Annotated in this window: 15 protein-coding genes; 6 read left to right on the top strand and 9 right to left on the bottom strand. The window is 61.6% G+C overall.

Annotated elements, in window-relative coordinates:
- Positions 1-685: 685 nt before the first annotated feature.
- Together NL126_RS19240 and NL126_RS19235 are read left to right on the top strand one after the other, a co-directional pair.
- Positions 686-1,759, top strand: a complete 1,074-nt coding sequence (locus NL126_RS19240) for a GDP-mannose 4,6-dehydratase (RefSeq protein ID WP_350355467.1) — start codon at positions 686-688, stop codon at positions 1,757-1,759.
- Complete coding sequence (locus tag NL126_RS19235; protein WP_255196504.1) at positions 1,756-2,712, top strand: GDP-L-fucose synthase family protein; 957 nt, start codon at positions 1,756-1,758, stop codon at positions 2,710-2,712. Before NL126_RS19240 ends, NL126_RS19235 begins: the two co-directional genes overlap by 4 nt.
- A gap of 597 nt (positions 2,713-3,309) precedes the next feature.
- Here NL126_RS19235 and NL126_RS19230 read toward each other — a convergent pair.
- From NL126_RS19230 to NL126_RS19210, 5 genes are all read right to left on the bottom strand, one after another.
- Entirely contained in the window at positions 3,310-4,125 is an 816-nt protein-coding gene (locus NL126_RS19230; protein ID WP_255196503.1) for a hypothetical protein, read from the bottom strand.
- Between the two features lie 44 nt (positions 4,126-4,169).
- On the bottom strand, positions 4,170-4,703 hold the full coding sequence (locus NL126_RS19225; protein ID WP_255196502.1) for a type IV pilin domain-containing protein: 534 nt from the start codon (positions 4,701-4,703) through the stop codon (positions 4,170-4,172).
- Positions 4,703-5,215: a type IV pilin domain-containing protein gene (locus NL126_RS19220; RefSeq protein WP_255196501.1), complete on the bottom strand. Its 513-nt coding sequence runs from the start codon at positions 5,213-5,215 to the stop codon at positions 4,703-4,705. The genes NL126_RS19225 and NL126_RS19220 overlap by 1 nt, the downstream gene beginning before the upstream one ends.
- Entirely contained in the window at positions 5,215-5,673 is a 459-nt protein-coding gene (locus NL126_RS19215; protein WP_255196500.1) for a type IV pilin domain-containing protein, read from the bottom strand. Before NL126_RS19215 ends, NL126_RS19220 begins: the two co-directional genes overlap by 1 nt.
- Before the next feature lie 445 nt (positions 5,674-6,118).
- Positions 6,119-6,529, bottom strand: coding sequence for a hypothetical protein (locus NL126_RS19210; RefSeq protein WP_255196499.1), 411 nt, complete (start codon positions 6,527-6,529; stop codon positions 6,119-6,121).
- 429 nt (positions 6,530-6,958) lie between these two features.
- Here NL126_RS19210 and NL126_RS19205 point away from each other — a divergent pair, with 429 nt between their 5' ends.
- Positions 6,959-7,360, top strand: coding sequence for a transposase (locus NL126_RS19205; protein WP_255196498.1), 402 nt, complete (start codon positions 6,959-6,961; stop codon positions 7,358-7,360).
- On the opposite strand, the gene NL126_RS19200 is transcribed toward NL126_RS19205, so the two are convergent.
- Complete coding sequence (locus tag NL126_RS19200; protein WP_255196497.1) at positions 7,343-7,732, bottom strand: PIN domain-containing protein; 390 nt, start codon at positions 7,730-7,732, stop codon at positions 7,343-7,345. The two genes, NL126_RS19205 and NL126_RS19200, sit on opposite strands and share 18 nt — an antisense overlap.
- Entirely contained in the window at positions 7,733-7,963 is a 231-nt protein-coding gene (locus tag NL126_RS19195) for an AbrB/MazE/SpoVT family DNA-binding domain-containing protein (protein ID WP_255196496.1), read from the bottom strand. It abuts the gene before it with no gap.
- Positions 7,964-8,262: 299 nt separating this feature from the next.
- On the opposite strand from NL126_RS19195, the gene NL126_RS19190 reads away from it, so the two are divergent.
- Together NL126_RS19190 and NL126_RS19185 are read left to right on the top strand one after the other, a co-directional pair.
- A complete protein-coding gene (locus NL126_RS19190) occupies positions 8,263-8,772 on the top strand; it encodes an LUD domain-containing protein (protein WP_255196495.1) in 510 nt (169 codons plus the stop codon).
- Positions 8,769-10,985 (top strand): LUD domain-containing protein, encoded by a 2,217-nt coding sequence (locus NL126_RS19185; protein ID WP_255196494.1) that lies wholly within the window; start codon positions 8,769-8,771, stop codon positions 10,983-10,985. Before NL126_RS19190 ends, NL126_RS19185 begins: the two co-directional genes overlap by 4 nt.
- 15 nt (positions 10,986-11,000) lie before the next feature.
- Here the strand turns inward: NL126_RS19185 and NL126_RS19180 are convergent, their stop codons facing one another.
- Positions 11,001-12,800 (bottom strand): hypothetical protein, encoded by a 1,800-nt coding sequence (locus NL126_RS19180; RefSeq protein WP_255196493.1) that lies wholly within the window; start codon positions 12,798-12,800, stop codon positions 11,001-11,003.
- 160 nt (positions 12,801-12,960) lie between these two features.
- Entirely contained in the window at positions 12,961-13,530 is a 570-nt protein-coding gene (locus NL126_RS19175; protein ID WP_255196492.1) for a DUF2238 domain-containing protein, read from the bottom strand.
- Positions 13,531-13,676: 146 nt separating this feature from the next.
- Between NL126_RS19175 and NL126_RS19170 the strand changes: the two genes are divergently transcribed.
- Positions 13,677-14,690, top strand: a complete 1,014-nt coding sequence (locus tag NL126_RS19170) for a DUF7544 domain-containing protein (protein WP_255196491.1) — start codon at positions 13,677-13,679, stop codon at positions 14,688-14,690.
- The last annotated feature ends 222 nt before the right edge of the window (positions 14,691-14,912 follow it).

Here is a 14,912-nt window from a genome sequence, read left to right as displayed (position 1 = left end):
TAATTCCTTCATACTCGTCCTGTTGAGCAGTAGTTACTAACTACTCAGAATTCACACCACTAATATGTTTATTGTTGGGGTATGGTATATGGTTGTTCCAGCTATGTCTGATATATGATCCGAATCGTGCGGACGAAGGTATATCCGAGTTTCGAATACTATCTGTTGGTTACCACCGGAGGTCAAAATGTTCTGCTGTCGTCCCTCAGTTACAACCTTGGTCGTTGTCTGTCACAGACGGAATGACCAATACACGTTCACAAGCATCGGGGTTTCTGGTACGGGGTTAGTGAAGATGAGATACTGCGATCGAAATTCTCGAAGCCTCCTTAAGTATTCATCGTGTGGGAAATGATTTAATTCAATATAATCAACAGTACATTGTAGGGTTTGAAGTCGTATCTGATTAATAACAAGTGTTTCGTAGTCGAATACCCTGAAACAGCACTACGACTGTGTACGAAACCTGCTCTCCCTTGAGCTATTAACCGAGAACAAGAGGTTGGGCGGGTCCGCTGGCTAATTTGTTGACTGGCCAGGGCTCTCCGAGTGGAAGCCAACTGGGTGCGCACGGCGAAGGCAGGTGAAGAGGACGCGGATACTTGGAGTATGGAGCCCCGTTTAAGTCACTCAGAGGAGACCTGTTAGATTACAATCGAATGTTTGAAGCGTAAGATGTTCCACGATGTTGTATCGAATGAATCTGGAAGCACGATTCAACGACCGCCCGGTCTTCGTCACGGGCGCGGACGGGTTTGTGGGGTCGCACCTGACGGAAACACTCGTCGAGTTTGGCGCGAACGTTCACGTGTTCGTTCGGGCAACCTCGAGTGGTGAACTGCGGAACATTCGCCATCTACGCGATGATATCACAGTCCATCGAGGAGACCTCCGCGACAAGCACTCTGTCACGGAGTCGCTCAAGGCGATGTCTGAGTACTCTGATACGATTCTCTTCCACCTCGGCGCGCAGGCACACGTCGGCGAGTCGTGGGACCGACCGTACGAGACGATCGACACGAACGTCAACGGCACGATGAACCTCCTGCAGGCCATCGTCGATCTCGACCTGGATATCGCGAAGTTCGACACGGCCGGAACCAGCGAGGAGTACGGCAACGTCGACGAACAAATGGCCGATAAACACGAGTACGAGGACGATGGCCGGGTCCTGCTGAGCGAACGGTCGCCCGTCAACCCCACGTCGGTCTATGCGACGTCGAAGCTGGCGGCGGACTTCCTCACGATGAACTACCACGACGCCTACGGGCTCCCGACCGTGACGACGCGGATGTTCAACAACTACGGCCCGCGGCAGAACCCCCGCTACATCACGGGCACCATCATCACCCAGGCGCTCGAACGCGACATCGTCGAACTCGGTAACCTCACCCCGAAACGCGACATGTGCTTCGTCGAAGACGGCGTCCGCGGCCACATGCAAGTCGCGCTCGAAGGTAACCCGGGCGAGGAATACGTCTATGGCTACGGCGAAAACGTTTCGATGCGGGAATGGACGAACCTGCTTCTGGAAGTTGGTTCCGAAGAGGGCTATTGGGACAATCCTGAAATTGTCCAGCGTGAGGACCGGTATCGCCCCGGCGATTCGGACGTCGAGGAACTGCTCGTCGGGTATGAGAAACTGCACGAACTGACCGGCTGGGAACCGAAGGTCGATTGGAGAGAAGGCGCGCGCCAGACCATCGAATGGTACGCCGAAAACCCCGAGAAGTGGGCGGGTCGTGTCGACTGGCGATGACGAGCCACGACTACTGGAACGACAAGACGGTGATGGTGACCGGCGGCGCGGGCTTCCTCGGCAGCCACGTCGTTGACGAACTCCAATCTCGGAGTGAATCTGTTGATATCTTCGTCCCTCGAAGTGCAGAGTACGATCTGCGCAACCGAGAGGATATCCAGCGGGCGTTCGAGGACTCCGGCGCCGATGTGGTGCTGCATCTCGCAGCGACCGTTGGCGGAATCGGGGCAAATGCAGCGAACCCGGGGCGCTACTTCTACGATAATGCCATTATGGGCATCGAACTGATGGAGCAAGCGCGACGCTATGATGTCGAGAAGTTCACCATCCTCGGGACGATTTGCGCCTATCCGAAGCATACGGACATCCCGTTCTCAGAGAGCGACCTGTTCGATGGCTATCCGGAAGAGACCAATGCCCCGTACGGTATCGCGAAGCGAGCCTTACTCACGCAGTCGAAAGCCTATCGCGACCAGTACGACTTCGACAGCATCTATCTGCTGCCGGTGAATCTCTATGGCCCACGTGACGACTTCGATCTCGAGACATCTCACGTCATCCCGGCGATCATCCGGAAGTGCATCGAAGCGCGGGAACGAGGCGACGATTCGATTACGGCGTGGGGAACGGGCGAACCGACACGCGAGTTCCTCTACGTGACGGACGCAGCCCAAGGAATCTTGGACGCGACGGAACGGTACAACGAAAGCGACCCCGTGAACTTGGGGACGGGTGAAGAGATCAGCATTCGCGATCTGATTGAGATAATCGCTGAACTGACTGACTTTGACGGAGCTATCGAGTGGGACACGTCGAAACCGGATGGCCAGCCTCGACGTTGTCTCGATGTCTCGCGTGCAGAACAGCGGTTCGACTGGACCGCTCAGGTCTCGTTCGAAGACGGCCTCCGACGGACGATTGAGTGGTACGAGGCGAATCGCCAACTGAACTGATAGAGGTTCGTTTCCGGCATTCCAATCATTAGGACGCCGGCTATTCGGAGGCACTGCTGGGCATCGACGAGGAGGGCTGGTTCCCACTGCGCATCCGCGCGAGCCCGGCCGAGCAGACGGTCATCGAGAATGGGGCCCTCACTGGCTCCCGCCAGTGAACGATGCTTGCCCTTACAGTGAACCAACTAGTCGGTACTCTCAACCCGTGACTACCGCGAGCAACGAGTACACGCAAGGTACGATCTCGAGGCAAACGAGAGGTACGCCCGGAAATCGGTGAGCGGTCGCCATCCCCCTCGACCTCGGTCGCGAGCCAGTCACCGACTGCATTGGAACGGAGAGGTGGGCGACAGTGTTGAGCCCGAGGGGGTGGTCAGCGGCCTGACCGTCATCCCGTTTCAGGTGAGTGTGGCGTCCGCTCCGATCTCAGCTCACTGGTGTTGGTACTGGCGATCGCAAGCGTCCTCACCGTGGGGCCAAGTACGATACTCCCGGGAGGGGAGTCCAGTGGCGGACTGAGTGCTGCACCCGTGTACTCACGCCCCAATCAGATTGCCACGATTCCGAGCCCAGTGTTCGGACATCGAAGCTACCGGACTACTCTGGAAGCGCGGGAAGCACGAATAGCTCGTCGTAGGCCGCCCCCCGGAGAGTGATGGTGTCATCGACCAGTCCGATGCCACCTGGGTCGTCGACGACACCCGCGAATATGTCACACAGGTCGGCCCAGTAATCGGCTGACCGCTCACCCTTACGGAGATAGAGACCCTCGCGACCGGATTCGTCGACACCGCGGACGACGACGTACGTCCGTGCCCACCGCAGGCGCGTGTCCCATGGGCAGTCACGGAGCCAGCGTGGAATGCGTACGGCTGTCTCGACTTTCGTTCCGATGGGTGCGCCGAGCACCCCGGCGAGGTATCGCCCGAGCACCGCACCATCGGACTCTGGGCGGCGCTCTGGCACGCGCCCGTCTCGCGTCCGCACCGTCGAGCCGACGCCGACTACATCGAGCGCGTCAACAAGCACGTCGTTATCGGGTGCTAACTCACTCCAGACGGGCATGAAGTCTTCACCGTTGATGGAGCCACCGGCGATCAGCCACGCGTGTAGGAGCGTGAGCGCCTCGAACACGCGGTCGCCCGGCTCGGACTCAATCCACCCGTGCTCGCCCGTCGTCATGATGGCGTTCACAGCAGGCGGGCGGGCGTCCGTGTACCACCAGTTGTGGATGTAGTTCGGGTCGAGATCGAGGTCACCGGCGGCATCGCCCTTGCTCGCGTCGGGGTTCGCGAGCTGGTAGTCACGGACGCGCTGGTAGTCACGGACGCGTTGCCAGCTACTCGTGTCGTACGTTGCGCTGAGTGCGAGTTCCTTGTCGAGCCGGCCGGGAAGCATCCGATGTAGTAGCACCTACTCGGGTGGGTGCTGAAAAATGTGACCGCTGGATGCGGTGGTTAGTTCGGGGTCGTCGACTGCCCAATAGTCTGGGAATTACCGCCAGACGGCGACGTCCAGATGATACGGACGTCTTCATCGGATGTGAATACGTCCGTGTTCGTCGTGTCGGTCGAGCCACCATCGTTGTCCTGCTCGCTAATGACCTGTGCACCACCGGTGGATATGGGGTCGGACCAACTGGTCGATGTGGTCAACTCTGCGACTTCAGTGTCACCGTCGAATTCTGTAACGAGTGCACTACTGTCGTAGACGGTGTCACCACCGATTTGCACACTAACGGTCGACAGTTCGACGTCCTCGCCACCAGTGTGTGTGATCGTGACTTGGTCGTTGAAGTCATCACTATCACCGAAGTTCGAATACTCGAACTGGAAGTTTGCCTGCGGCGCGGAGTCCTGCACGTTTTCGCCGAGTCCGAGGACGAACGTCCCTATCACGGCGGCCAGAATGACCGTGATTGCGACCATGAGGATGACGCCGATGACCGGGGACACCGCGTCCTCCTCATCGAAGAACTGCTTCAGCTTCATTAGTTAGGCACCGTGCTCTGTCCAATCGTGTTCGATGTACCACCCGACGGCGACGTCCAAACAACTCTCACACTGTCGCCCCCTGTAATTACGTCGTTGGAGTCCTGGTCCAGTTCGTAAACGTCCAGTGTGGAGCCAGTAGAGATCGTGGAACCGAAGACGGTGTCCTCGGCATCCGTTGTGTTGCCGAAGAAGTTACCTGCGTTAAAACCGGAAGAGGACCACGCTTCTGCTCCTCCGACCTGAACGGTAACCGTGCTCGCCTCGACGTCCTCACCGCCAGTGTGAGTGATTGAGACACCATCTTCCATTGAACCTCCCGCTGTGACTTGTTTCTGTACGTACTCGAATTGGAAGTTCGCCTGCGGTGCACTGTCTTGCACATTTTCGCCGAGCCCGAGGACGAACGTCCCGATGACGGCCGCGAGGATCACCGTAATCGCGACCATGAGGATGACGCCTATGACGGGCGACACCGCGTCTTCGTCGGCGAAGAATTCTTGAAGGTTCATTATGCGACCGTACTCGTGCCAATTGTTTGCGACGAGCCACCCGATGGGGAAGTCCAAATTACGCGGACATCATCATCGGAGCTGAAATCCGTTGCAGCAATGTCGCCACCCGAACCATCACCGATCGAGATGGTGTCACCAGTGCTGATTGTGTCTGCCCACCCACCATTGTTTCCAGAAACGGCGGAACCAGTCCCGATCTGCACAGTAACGGTGGACGCGTCAACGTCTTCACCACCAGTGTGGGTGATGTCGAATGTGTTACCAGTGCCACTGTAATCAGCTCCGTATTCGAATTGGAAATTCGCCTGAGGCGCACTATCCTGCACGTTTTCGCCGAGCCCAAGGACGAATGTCCCGATGACAGCGGCGAGAATGACGGTGATAGCCACCATCAGAATCACGCCGATGACCGGCGACACTGCGTCCTCGTCTGCGAAGAGGGATTGTAGTTTCATTTGTTCTGCTCCCGCGCCACCGCCTCCTCGGGTGCCAGCCCTACCGCACGCTCCACACAGGCTGCCAGACCCCAACGGGCTGCTGACGCGTTGGAATCGCACACGTCGCACCTGCTATAAAATACCTTGGTCAAATCGAATGTCGAAAGAAGTTGACACCCTTCAATAGAGGGTTTAACGACCCATTATCCGGCTGTTTCAGTAGAAATCCGAGATTCTGCCCCCAAATATTACCCGAAATGTGGTGCTGAATGAAACGTGTCTGACGGGCGCGCGGTCCCGCGCGCACCCAAGCCCATCACGAAATTCGGCCACGGTATTTATCATGCCCCACGTCAAAGACCAGTCGAGGGACGCAATACTCGAACGCGTCTCTGCTCCCGCGTCGGCCGGGGAGTAGTTGCCCCCGGTCACACTTCTACACGCTGAGACACATCATCATGAATCACTCCACCCCGATTTTCTCCATCGCTCGCGCAGCGATGTGGTCGGGTTCCGGCCCCAGATAGTTCTCGCGGAACGTCTCGCGGCCCTTCGCGTTCATCTTCCAGCCGCCCCAGCCCATCGTCAATTCCTCGGCGATGGGGACGCCCTCGAACGCGAGCGAGTAGAACGTGTCCGTCGCCCAGGTGCGGCGAAGGTCGTGCATGGTGACGTGGCGCCAGTCGTCGTTGCCGGTCCGCCCGGCGAGGTGCCCACGCGAGTCTGAGATCCAGTCGCGGAGTGTCTTCGTCGTCACGTCGACGAGCGGCTCGTCCTGGCGCTTCTCGGCAGAGTTGAACGACTGTCGCTCGAACTGAATATGGGCGCCGAGCACGAAGCGCTCAAGGACCTGCTCACGGAATTGCGTACTCACGGGCTGTATTAGCAGGGGCTTGCAGAGTGTGCCCTTCAGGTCCGCATGCCAGACGGGGTGGGGTACAACTCGGCGATGTTCGATTGAGTCGAACCATCCGGACACGGGATTATTACGGAAGTACAAGGAGAAAGCCCCGTGTTTTAGCGCGGGGATGAATCCGACACGCCTGTTCACTTTCACTCTGCGGTGCCGATTTAGGTGCCCTCGAGACATGTCTCCGTCCATCCGACGCGGCACGTCCGCGCCCACACCGGGACAATCGGACAAATTCGGAGTCCCCGACCGACGCTCGCTGGTACCCCAGCGGGAGAGGGCGGGTACCGACATTAAAGAACCAAGTACCTCCGAATCCGCCGGCCCACGCCGCAAGCCCCGAGGAAACGACGGGAGACGCCGTGGTGAGGATAGGAGTAACGGCCACTTGGCATGGCCCGCACCTCGTCGGCGTGCAAACCTGAAACTCCCAACGCAAACCGCTTCGTCTCGGTTCCGGCGGTGGGAATCCTCGCCCTTCAGGGCGGGGAGGATGTCAAGTCGCAGACCTGCTCGAAGTGCGGGCATCAGTCCAGCACGAACCGCAACTCGGACGGTTGGTTCGAGTGCAACGACTGTGGGTACTCGGTTGACGGCGACTACAACGCCTCGAAAAATATCGGCCTCAAGTTACTAACTTTACCAGAGGGCAAACGCCCCTCTGGGTTGGGCGACGGTCATCTCGCCCTCAAGTCTGGGATGCTGAACGGGAATGGCGATTACACCGCCTACGACGTTTCGTCGTCAGACCGGGAGTCCACGGACAAGCCCACGACTTCAGTCGTGGGTCGATGACTCGTCGTTGACTGCCGTGAGGTCAAGTCGCGGGGCAAACGAATCGTACGTATCGTCACTCGAGACGATCGTGTCACCATCTGATTCGACGAGATGAAGTGCATCAAAGGGTGTGAACCCGTGGTCTTCGACGTAGGTCGCAGCTGCTACGACTGTATCCACGTCACCGCGCACCTCCAGCAGAGCAGCAGCATTTGTGATGACTCGTTCAGTATCTCGCTCTTCACGATACGCAACCATGAGGAGTTCGATGAGAGTGAACTGCGATGTCCACAGTTCGTCCTGATGGTCGCTGTAGACCGCTTCTGCGGCGTCACCAAGCCAGTCTTCGTCCTTGATGAGTGCCAGAAGGAAGTCTGTTTCCGCGTACATTCAGCGTCCTGCCTCATCTAGCGCTGCGGTACGTGCATCCTGACGGAGTTCTTCCGCCGTCTTCTCGACATCCGCGAACTCAGAACGGAGGGCGTCAAGCGGATCGTCATCGATTGGCACCAGCTTGATACCATCGTGAAGTTGGACGATGTGGTAACGTTCACCGTATCGCTCTCGAATCTCTTTCGGGAGCGTGAGGCGTCCACGACCGTCCAGCGTTGCTTCAGACATGCTCTCACGTACGGTGGGTAGATACAAGAACGTACCCCATATTTTGTGTGCCTACCCACTTGGATAGCTCCTCCTCGGTTGCCCGTATCGACGCTCAATATTCAGCACGTCACACCATTGACCTCCTCCCGCGCCTGAAGTCGCGGGAATCGTCACGGTCGTGGTCTGGCAGTCGCGCCATCCCCGACGCGAGCGGCGTTCTCTTTGTCACCGATTCCGCGTGAGACCAAGGTAGAAGTGCATCGGGGTCCAGGGTTTCGACCCATGACAACACGGACCACAGTACGCCAGGGCGAACCATGAGCGACGCTGCTGGCGAGCCATACGATCAGTTCGTCTCGCGGGCGGCCGAGTACGACGTGGCCGTAATCCGAGAGCCAGCGTCCGCAGCGACGGCGGCGATCGACGACCTGGTCACCCAGCCCGCGGTGGGCGCGCCGCTGCCGTGGGACGACGTCTCGCTCCCCACAAACGTGCGGATTGATCCGACGCCAACCGAACTCGACGAGGCAGTCACCGGCGTGACCGCTGCGGCGCTCGCCATCGCAGACTACGGCAGTCTCGTTCTCCGAGCGTCACCCGAGGGGACAGAACCCGTCAGTCTGTTCGTCGACCACCACGTCGCCGTGGTGCGCGAGCAGGACATCGTCCCGGACATGGCGACCGCGTTCGACTGGCTCGGCGACGAGATCCGGTCGACCCGCGGGTCGGCTGTCATCGCGACCGGCCCCTCGGCCACCGCCGACATGGGGTCGCTCGTGAAGGGCGCGCACGGTCCCAAGGAGGTCTCGGTGGTGGTGGTCCGATGAGCTCGGACGCACGCAAACAGAAAGCCGAACACATCCGCCGACTCCTTGAGACGGAGGGCGATGCCGTCGCCGCGAACACGCGTGGCTTCAATCGGGGGCGGTACGAGTCCGTCAGCAACCTCGACGACTACCAGCAGTTACGCGAGCAGGCCCGCGGCATCAAGGAGGACGCCATCGAGCGGCTCCCCGCCCTCATCGACCAGCTCACGGAGCGCGTCGAGGCGAATGGGGGGACAGTCTACATCGCCGACGACGCTGCCGATGCGAACCGCTACATCGCGGAGGTCTGTGCCGACCGCGAAGCAGAGCGCGTGGTCAAGAGCAAATCGATGACCACCGAGGAGATCGAGGTCAACGACCACCTCCAGGAGCGCGGCGTCGACGTCGTGGAGACGGACCTCGGCGAGTGGGTCCTCCAGGTGGCCGACGAGGCACCGAGCCACATCGTCGCCCCTGCGATTCACCGCTCGCGGGAGAGCATCGCCGACCTGTTCAATGCTCAGTTTGATCCCGAGGAGCCGCTGGAGACCGCCGAGGAACTCACCGCGTTCGCCCGCGAGCGACTGCTCGACCTCATCAAGGGTGCCGACGTGGGCATGACGGGCGCGAACTTCATCACTGCCGACACCGGTACGATCGCGCTCGTCACCAGCGAGGGGAACGCACGGAAGACGGCGGTCGTTCCCGATACCCACGTCGCAGTCGCAGGCGTCGAGAAGGTGATCCCGAGCGTCGAAGCCCTCCAGCCGTTCATCGAACTCATCGGGCGGTCGGGCACCGGCCAGGACATCACCAGCTACATCTCGCTGTTCACGCCCCCGACCGAGTCGCCGGTCGTCGACTTCGACGACGCCGACACACCCATCACCGACGGCCCGGTCGACCGCGCGTTCCACCTCGTCCTCATCGACAACGGGCGGCTGGCGATGCGCGAGGACGACACCCTGCGCGAGACGCTCTACTGCATCCGCTGTAGTGCGTGCTCGAACACGTGTGCCAACTTCCAGTCGGTCGGCGGCCACGCGTTCGGGGGCGAGACGTACTCGGGCGGCATCGCCACGGGCTGGGAGGCCGGCATCGAAGGTCTCGACACGGCTGCGGAGTTCAACGACCTCTGTACCGGGTGTTCGCGCTGTGTGGAGGCCTGCCCGGTGAAGATCGACATCCCGTGGATCAACACGGTCGTCCGCGACCGCATCAACCACGGCCACGACGGGCAGTTCGAGTTCCTCGTCGACGGCCTGCTGCCGGATGCCGAGTCCGGCGGCCCAGACCTCCAGAAACGGCTGTTCGGCAACGTCGAAACGCTGGCGAAGGTCGGGAGCGCGTTCGCTCCCGTCTCGAACTGGGTCGCCAACTCGGCTACTGCGGGTGCAGTCCTGGAGCGGGTGGCTGGCGTCGATCGCCGGCGAGCCCTCCCCGCCTTCCAGCGCGAGACGCTGGTGTCGTGGTTCGAACACCGCGACACCCCGCCTCAGAACGACCCACGGCGACGGGTCGTCCTCTACCCCGACGTCTACACGAACCACATGCTCGTCGAGCGGGGCAAGGCTGTCGTGCGCCTCCTCGAAGCGCTCGGCGCCGAGGTCGTCGTCCCCCGAGCGCCGGGGGCCGGCCGAGCCCCACTGTCCCAGGGGATGATCGCCACCGCCCGGAAGAAGGCCGAGCGCGTCACCGAGACGCTCGACCCGTATCTCGACGATGGCTACGACGTGGTGGTCATCGAGCCGAGCGACCTCGCGATGTTCCGCGACGACTACGACCGCCTGCTCTCGGCGGGGGCCTTCGAACGCCTCGCCGACAACAGCTACGAAGTGCTCGAGTACGTCTACGGACTGCTGGCGAACGGCGCCGACGGCGCGGCACTCTCTGATGGAGGCGGTCGGACGGTCGCGTATCACAGCCACTGCCAGCAGCGGACGATGGGTCTCCACGACTACACGGTCGCGGTGCTCGAAGACCGCGGCTACGACGTGGTGACGAGCGACGTGGAGTGCTGTGGGATGGCTGGCTCGTTCGGCTACAAACAGCAGTATTACGACCTCTCGATGGACGTCGGCGAGCCACTTGGCGAGCAGCTCCGGGCCGCAGACGCAGAATTCGTGCTCGCGAGCGGTACCTCCTGTACCGACCAGATCGGCGACCTGCTCGGCGACGACGCCAGGCATCCGGTCGAGGTGCTCGCCCCACCATCCCAAGGCCGCGACCGGTAGCGCACGTTCCCCGTGTCAGCGCTCGCTGTCAGGTATCGTTTGCTCCGAGGCGTGCTCGGCGTCGTCGACGACCGACTGCGCATCGTCCACCGGCGTTTCGTTGGGTGTCGGGTCGTCGTCACCGGGTGTGAACTGCATCACCGACCCGGCAGCACCCGTGTAGATACTCCGGTCGGGGCCGACCTCGCTGCCCGCGTAGTAACTGTTGTGCTGGAACGCGGGGTCCAGGTCGTGCCGGAACGCCACGTCGCCGGTCTCCCAGTCCAGTGCCGTCAGGTTCCAGATGCCGTCCTGCTGGCCGACATCGTACATGAGGCCGCTCTCCGAGCTCATACACGGGATGCCGTTCGGGAGGCTCACGTCCGGTCGCGCCCATACAGATGTCAGCTCCTGGTCGTCGTCGTCCCACGCGAACCGCTGGACGCCGCTGGGGGCGACCTCGGGGACGTTGTCGAGGAAGCGCGTTATCTTCGCGGTCCCTGCGGGGAGGGCGTTCAGCGTATCCGGCTGTTGATTGTTCACCACCACTGCCCCGTACCCCTGGACGAGGACGGACTGCTCGGAGTTTGTGGCGTCGCCGTCGCGGCCGAACGTCACGGGTGCCTCACCAGCGACACGCGGGTCGCGCTCCTCGGGGGGCTCCCACCCGGCCGGGATGTCGTCGCGCCAGAACAACATGAGGTGCATCTGCTCGCGCGCGTCCGTGATGACGACGAACCGGTCCTCGTCGTCGACGCCCATCAGGCTCGGCGTCGACCCGGACCCCGCACCGAGCCGGCCGGCCTGCGTGCCGCTCCCCGTGGGGTAGTCGGCGACCCAGGCGCCCGCATCGGGGTCGAGGGTCAGTTCCTCGCCGGTCCACTGGATGCGGTAGAGCTTCTCGCTGGACACGAGGTAGATGCCCCCGTTCTCGTCGGCCGCGATGGAGTTCGACACCTCGTCGGTGCCCGACGCCGCGTTCGCCGGGGCGTCCGTGCCATTGAGCGAGAGGTACTCAGCGGAGTCGGCCGAGAGGTCGCGGTCGATGACGCCGACCGTTCCGAGACTCGTACAGAACGCGAGGCGACCGTCGTAGGTCATCGTCATCCCGATGAACGCCTCCTCGTCGGGCTGGTGGAGTTCCGATTCGGGAATCTCGTATCGGCCGACGCGCTCGATGGGCGACGTCCGGTCGCCGGTGACGCTGTCCGCGTAGGCGTCGATGCCGAGCCGCTGTTCCTTGCGGATGGACATGAAGAACGTGTTGTCGCGGTCGAGCACGTTGTACGCGCCGCTCGGCGTCGCGCCGACATCGCGCTCGTGAGCGCCCGCCAACCGCGCCGGCTCCTCGACCGGGACCGAGTAGGTGTCGATTGTCGAGAGGTCTTCGGGGTCGAGTTTGAACACTGTCGTCTCCGCGAAGCCGACGCCAGTCCCCCACATCGCGCGGTTCCCGTCGTCGTACGTGTCGGTGAACGTCAGCGTGATGGGGATGTTTCTCCCCGGTGCGAGCAGGTTGTGGTTGTGCTCGATGGTGTCGTCTGCTATGAGCGCCGGGTACGGTGAGGAGGCCTGCGCGTACGGGTTCCGGTGGGTCGCCCCCCACAGATCGGACGCGAGGAACTCGTTGGTTGGGGGGTCGCGTGGCTCTGCCCTGGATGGCGGGCCGGCGTCGTCCGGTCGCCCCGGGTCGTCGGGCTTTTGCTCCGGGTCTGCCTGCCCCCCTGCAACCGTACCTGTCACGGTGAGCGAGGCGGCCGCGCCACCGGCGAGTGAGCGCAACACGGTCCGTCGGTCGAATCGACCAGTGAATCTGGGTTCTGGGTCGTCGGTCATGGAATCTGGGCTAAGCTAATGAAACCGCCAGCAAGACCGTTCTTCCTGTGATACTCGGCGATATTTATGCGTGGCTCAACCACACGATGCTTCGAGCGGGCAGCCCTGAATACGCCGACCGCTCCCTCACTCGGTTTACAGACTGCCGAATGGCACCATCTCACTCCGTCCGGTCGAACTCGTCGAGCAGACGGTCACCAAGCACGACCACCAGCAGCGCCCCCAGTGCGTCGAACACGAGGTCGAACGCGGTGTCGAGTGGCCCATACGAAACGAGCAACGGCTCGCGGTCGAAGCGTCGCGCCACGCTGTGAATGCCGTACTCGAGTACCTCCCACAACAATCCAACCCCCACGACCACCCCGAGAACGCGCGGGCGCGGGTCCTGCTCTTTGCGCCGACACGCGACGTGGACGACCCCACCCAGTAAACTCGCCGAGTGGACGTGCGTGAGGTGGTCCCACCACCAGATGTCGTCGTACGGGCCGAGCATCCCGACCGCGTGCGTCAACATCGCTATCGCGGTGTATACGCGGTGCCACGGGCGGAGTTCGACGCCGTGACGCCGCTCCACGATGTCGGGGACGAACGTCATCGCGAACGCGACGACGGCGTTCACCACGGCACCAGGATTCCGCCGCCGGATGCCGACGAGCCCGACCACGAGAATGCCACAGCGGATGCCCTGCTCTATGACCCGGGCTACGCGTGCGCGGATACTGGGCGTCACGGTTGCTCGCCATGGACTACGACAGCCAGGGAAATAGCGCTTGGTGTCGATTCACCGCTCTTCGCCCATCTTCTCCCGAATTTTCGTTCCCTGAGCGGCTATAGGCTGGTCATTCCTACCTCTCTCGATATCGTATCCTGAGTGATATGTCCCTCTTCGCGCTCGATAACCTCGACGATGCGCTCGATGTGACACGGGATTTGCTCACCCCGATCAATCGCTCGCTGTGGCTAAAACTCGCGCTCGTGGTGTTCTTCATCGGTGGTCCCGGAGCGAACCTCAACAGCTTCCAGTACTCGTTCAGCGGCAACGGAGACGAGTTCCCCGTTCCTCCGGGGCAGGTCCAGCCGGGTGACCTCACCGCGATCTTCGCCATCATTGCCGTCGTCGTTGGAGTCGTCCTCCTGTTCGCCCTCCTGTTCCTCCTCGTCGGAGCCGTCATGGAGTTCGTATTCGTCGAGTCGCTTCGGAGCGGCGAGGTCACGATTCGGCGCTACTGGGGCCGACGCTGGCGACAGGGCCTTCGCCTGTTCGGCTTCCGAATCGCCATCGGCCTCCTCGTCTTCGCGGCCGTCCTCCTGCTCACGCTCCCGTTCGTTCTCCCGCTCATCGACGGCGCCGAACCGTCTCCGGGGCTCGTGCTCACGATGGTCCTCGTCTTGATTCCGGCATTCATCGTCCTCGGCGTCGTCGTCGGGCTCGTGAACGGCTTCACGACGGTGTTCGTCGTCCCCATCATGGTCCTCGAAGACAGGACGGTCCTCGGTGGCTGGCGGCGACTCTGGCCCACCATCACCCGGCACTGGACACAGTACCTCGCGTACGTCGTGGCGAGCTTCTTCCTCTCCATCGCCGGTGGGTTCCTCATCCTCATCGCGACGCTCCTGCTCGCGCTCGTGCTGCTCATCCCGTTCGGCCTGCTGTTCGCGCTCGGGCTCGGCCTGCTCGCAATCGTCGAACCCGTCGGCATCGCCGTCCTGGTATTCGCGGTGTTCCTGTTCATCCTCTCGGTGATCGTCGCTGCAGCGATCGTCCAGGTGCCTGTCCAGACGTACCTGCGATACTACGCGCTGCTCGTCCTCGGTGACATCGAGTCGGAGTTCGACCTGATTCCCGAGCAACGGGCTGCAGTGCGGGAGGGAACTCCCTCGGCGGACTAACGGGAATCCACATGACAGGCGCCTGAGTTCAGATATTCGTCTTCATTGTCGAGACGTCGGAGCGTCACCCAAGCGCTCGAGACAGAGAGTGACTATTGTGATTCACTGGCACAATCGACGCATGGGTCGCTATCCCCGGAGTGCACGGGCCGCACAAGTGAAATGCATCAGTTGCAACGCGCCAGTTCTCAGACGGTGGCAGACGAGTACGTCTGCGTCGAG

The organism is Halorarius litoreus, assembly GCF_024362405.1.
GTDB lineage: Archaea > Halobacteriota > Halobacteria > Halobacteriales > Haloarculaceae > Halorarius > Halorarius litoreus.
Note: the sequence above shows the minus strand (reverse complement) of the source record. Positions and strands in the feature narration are given on the sequence as shown.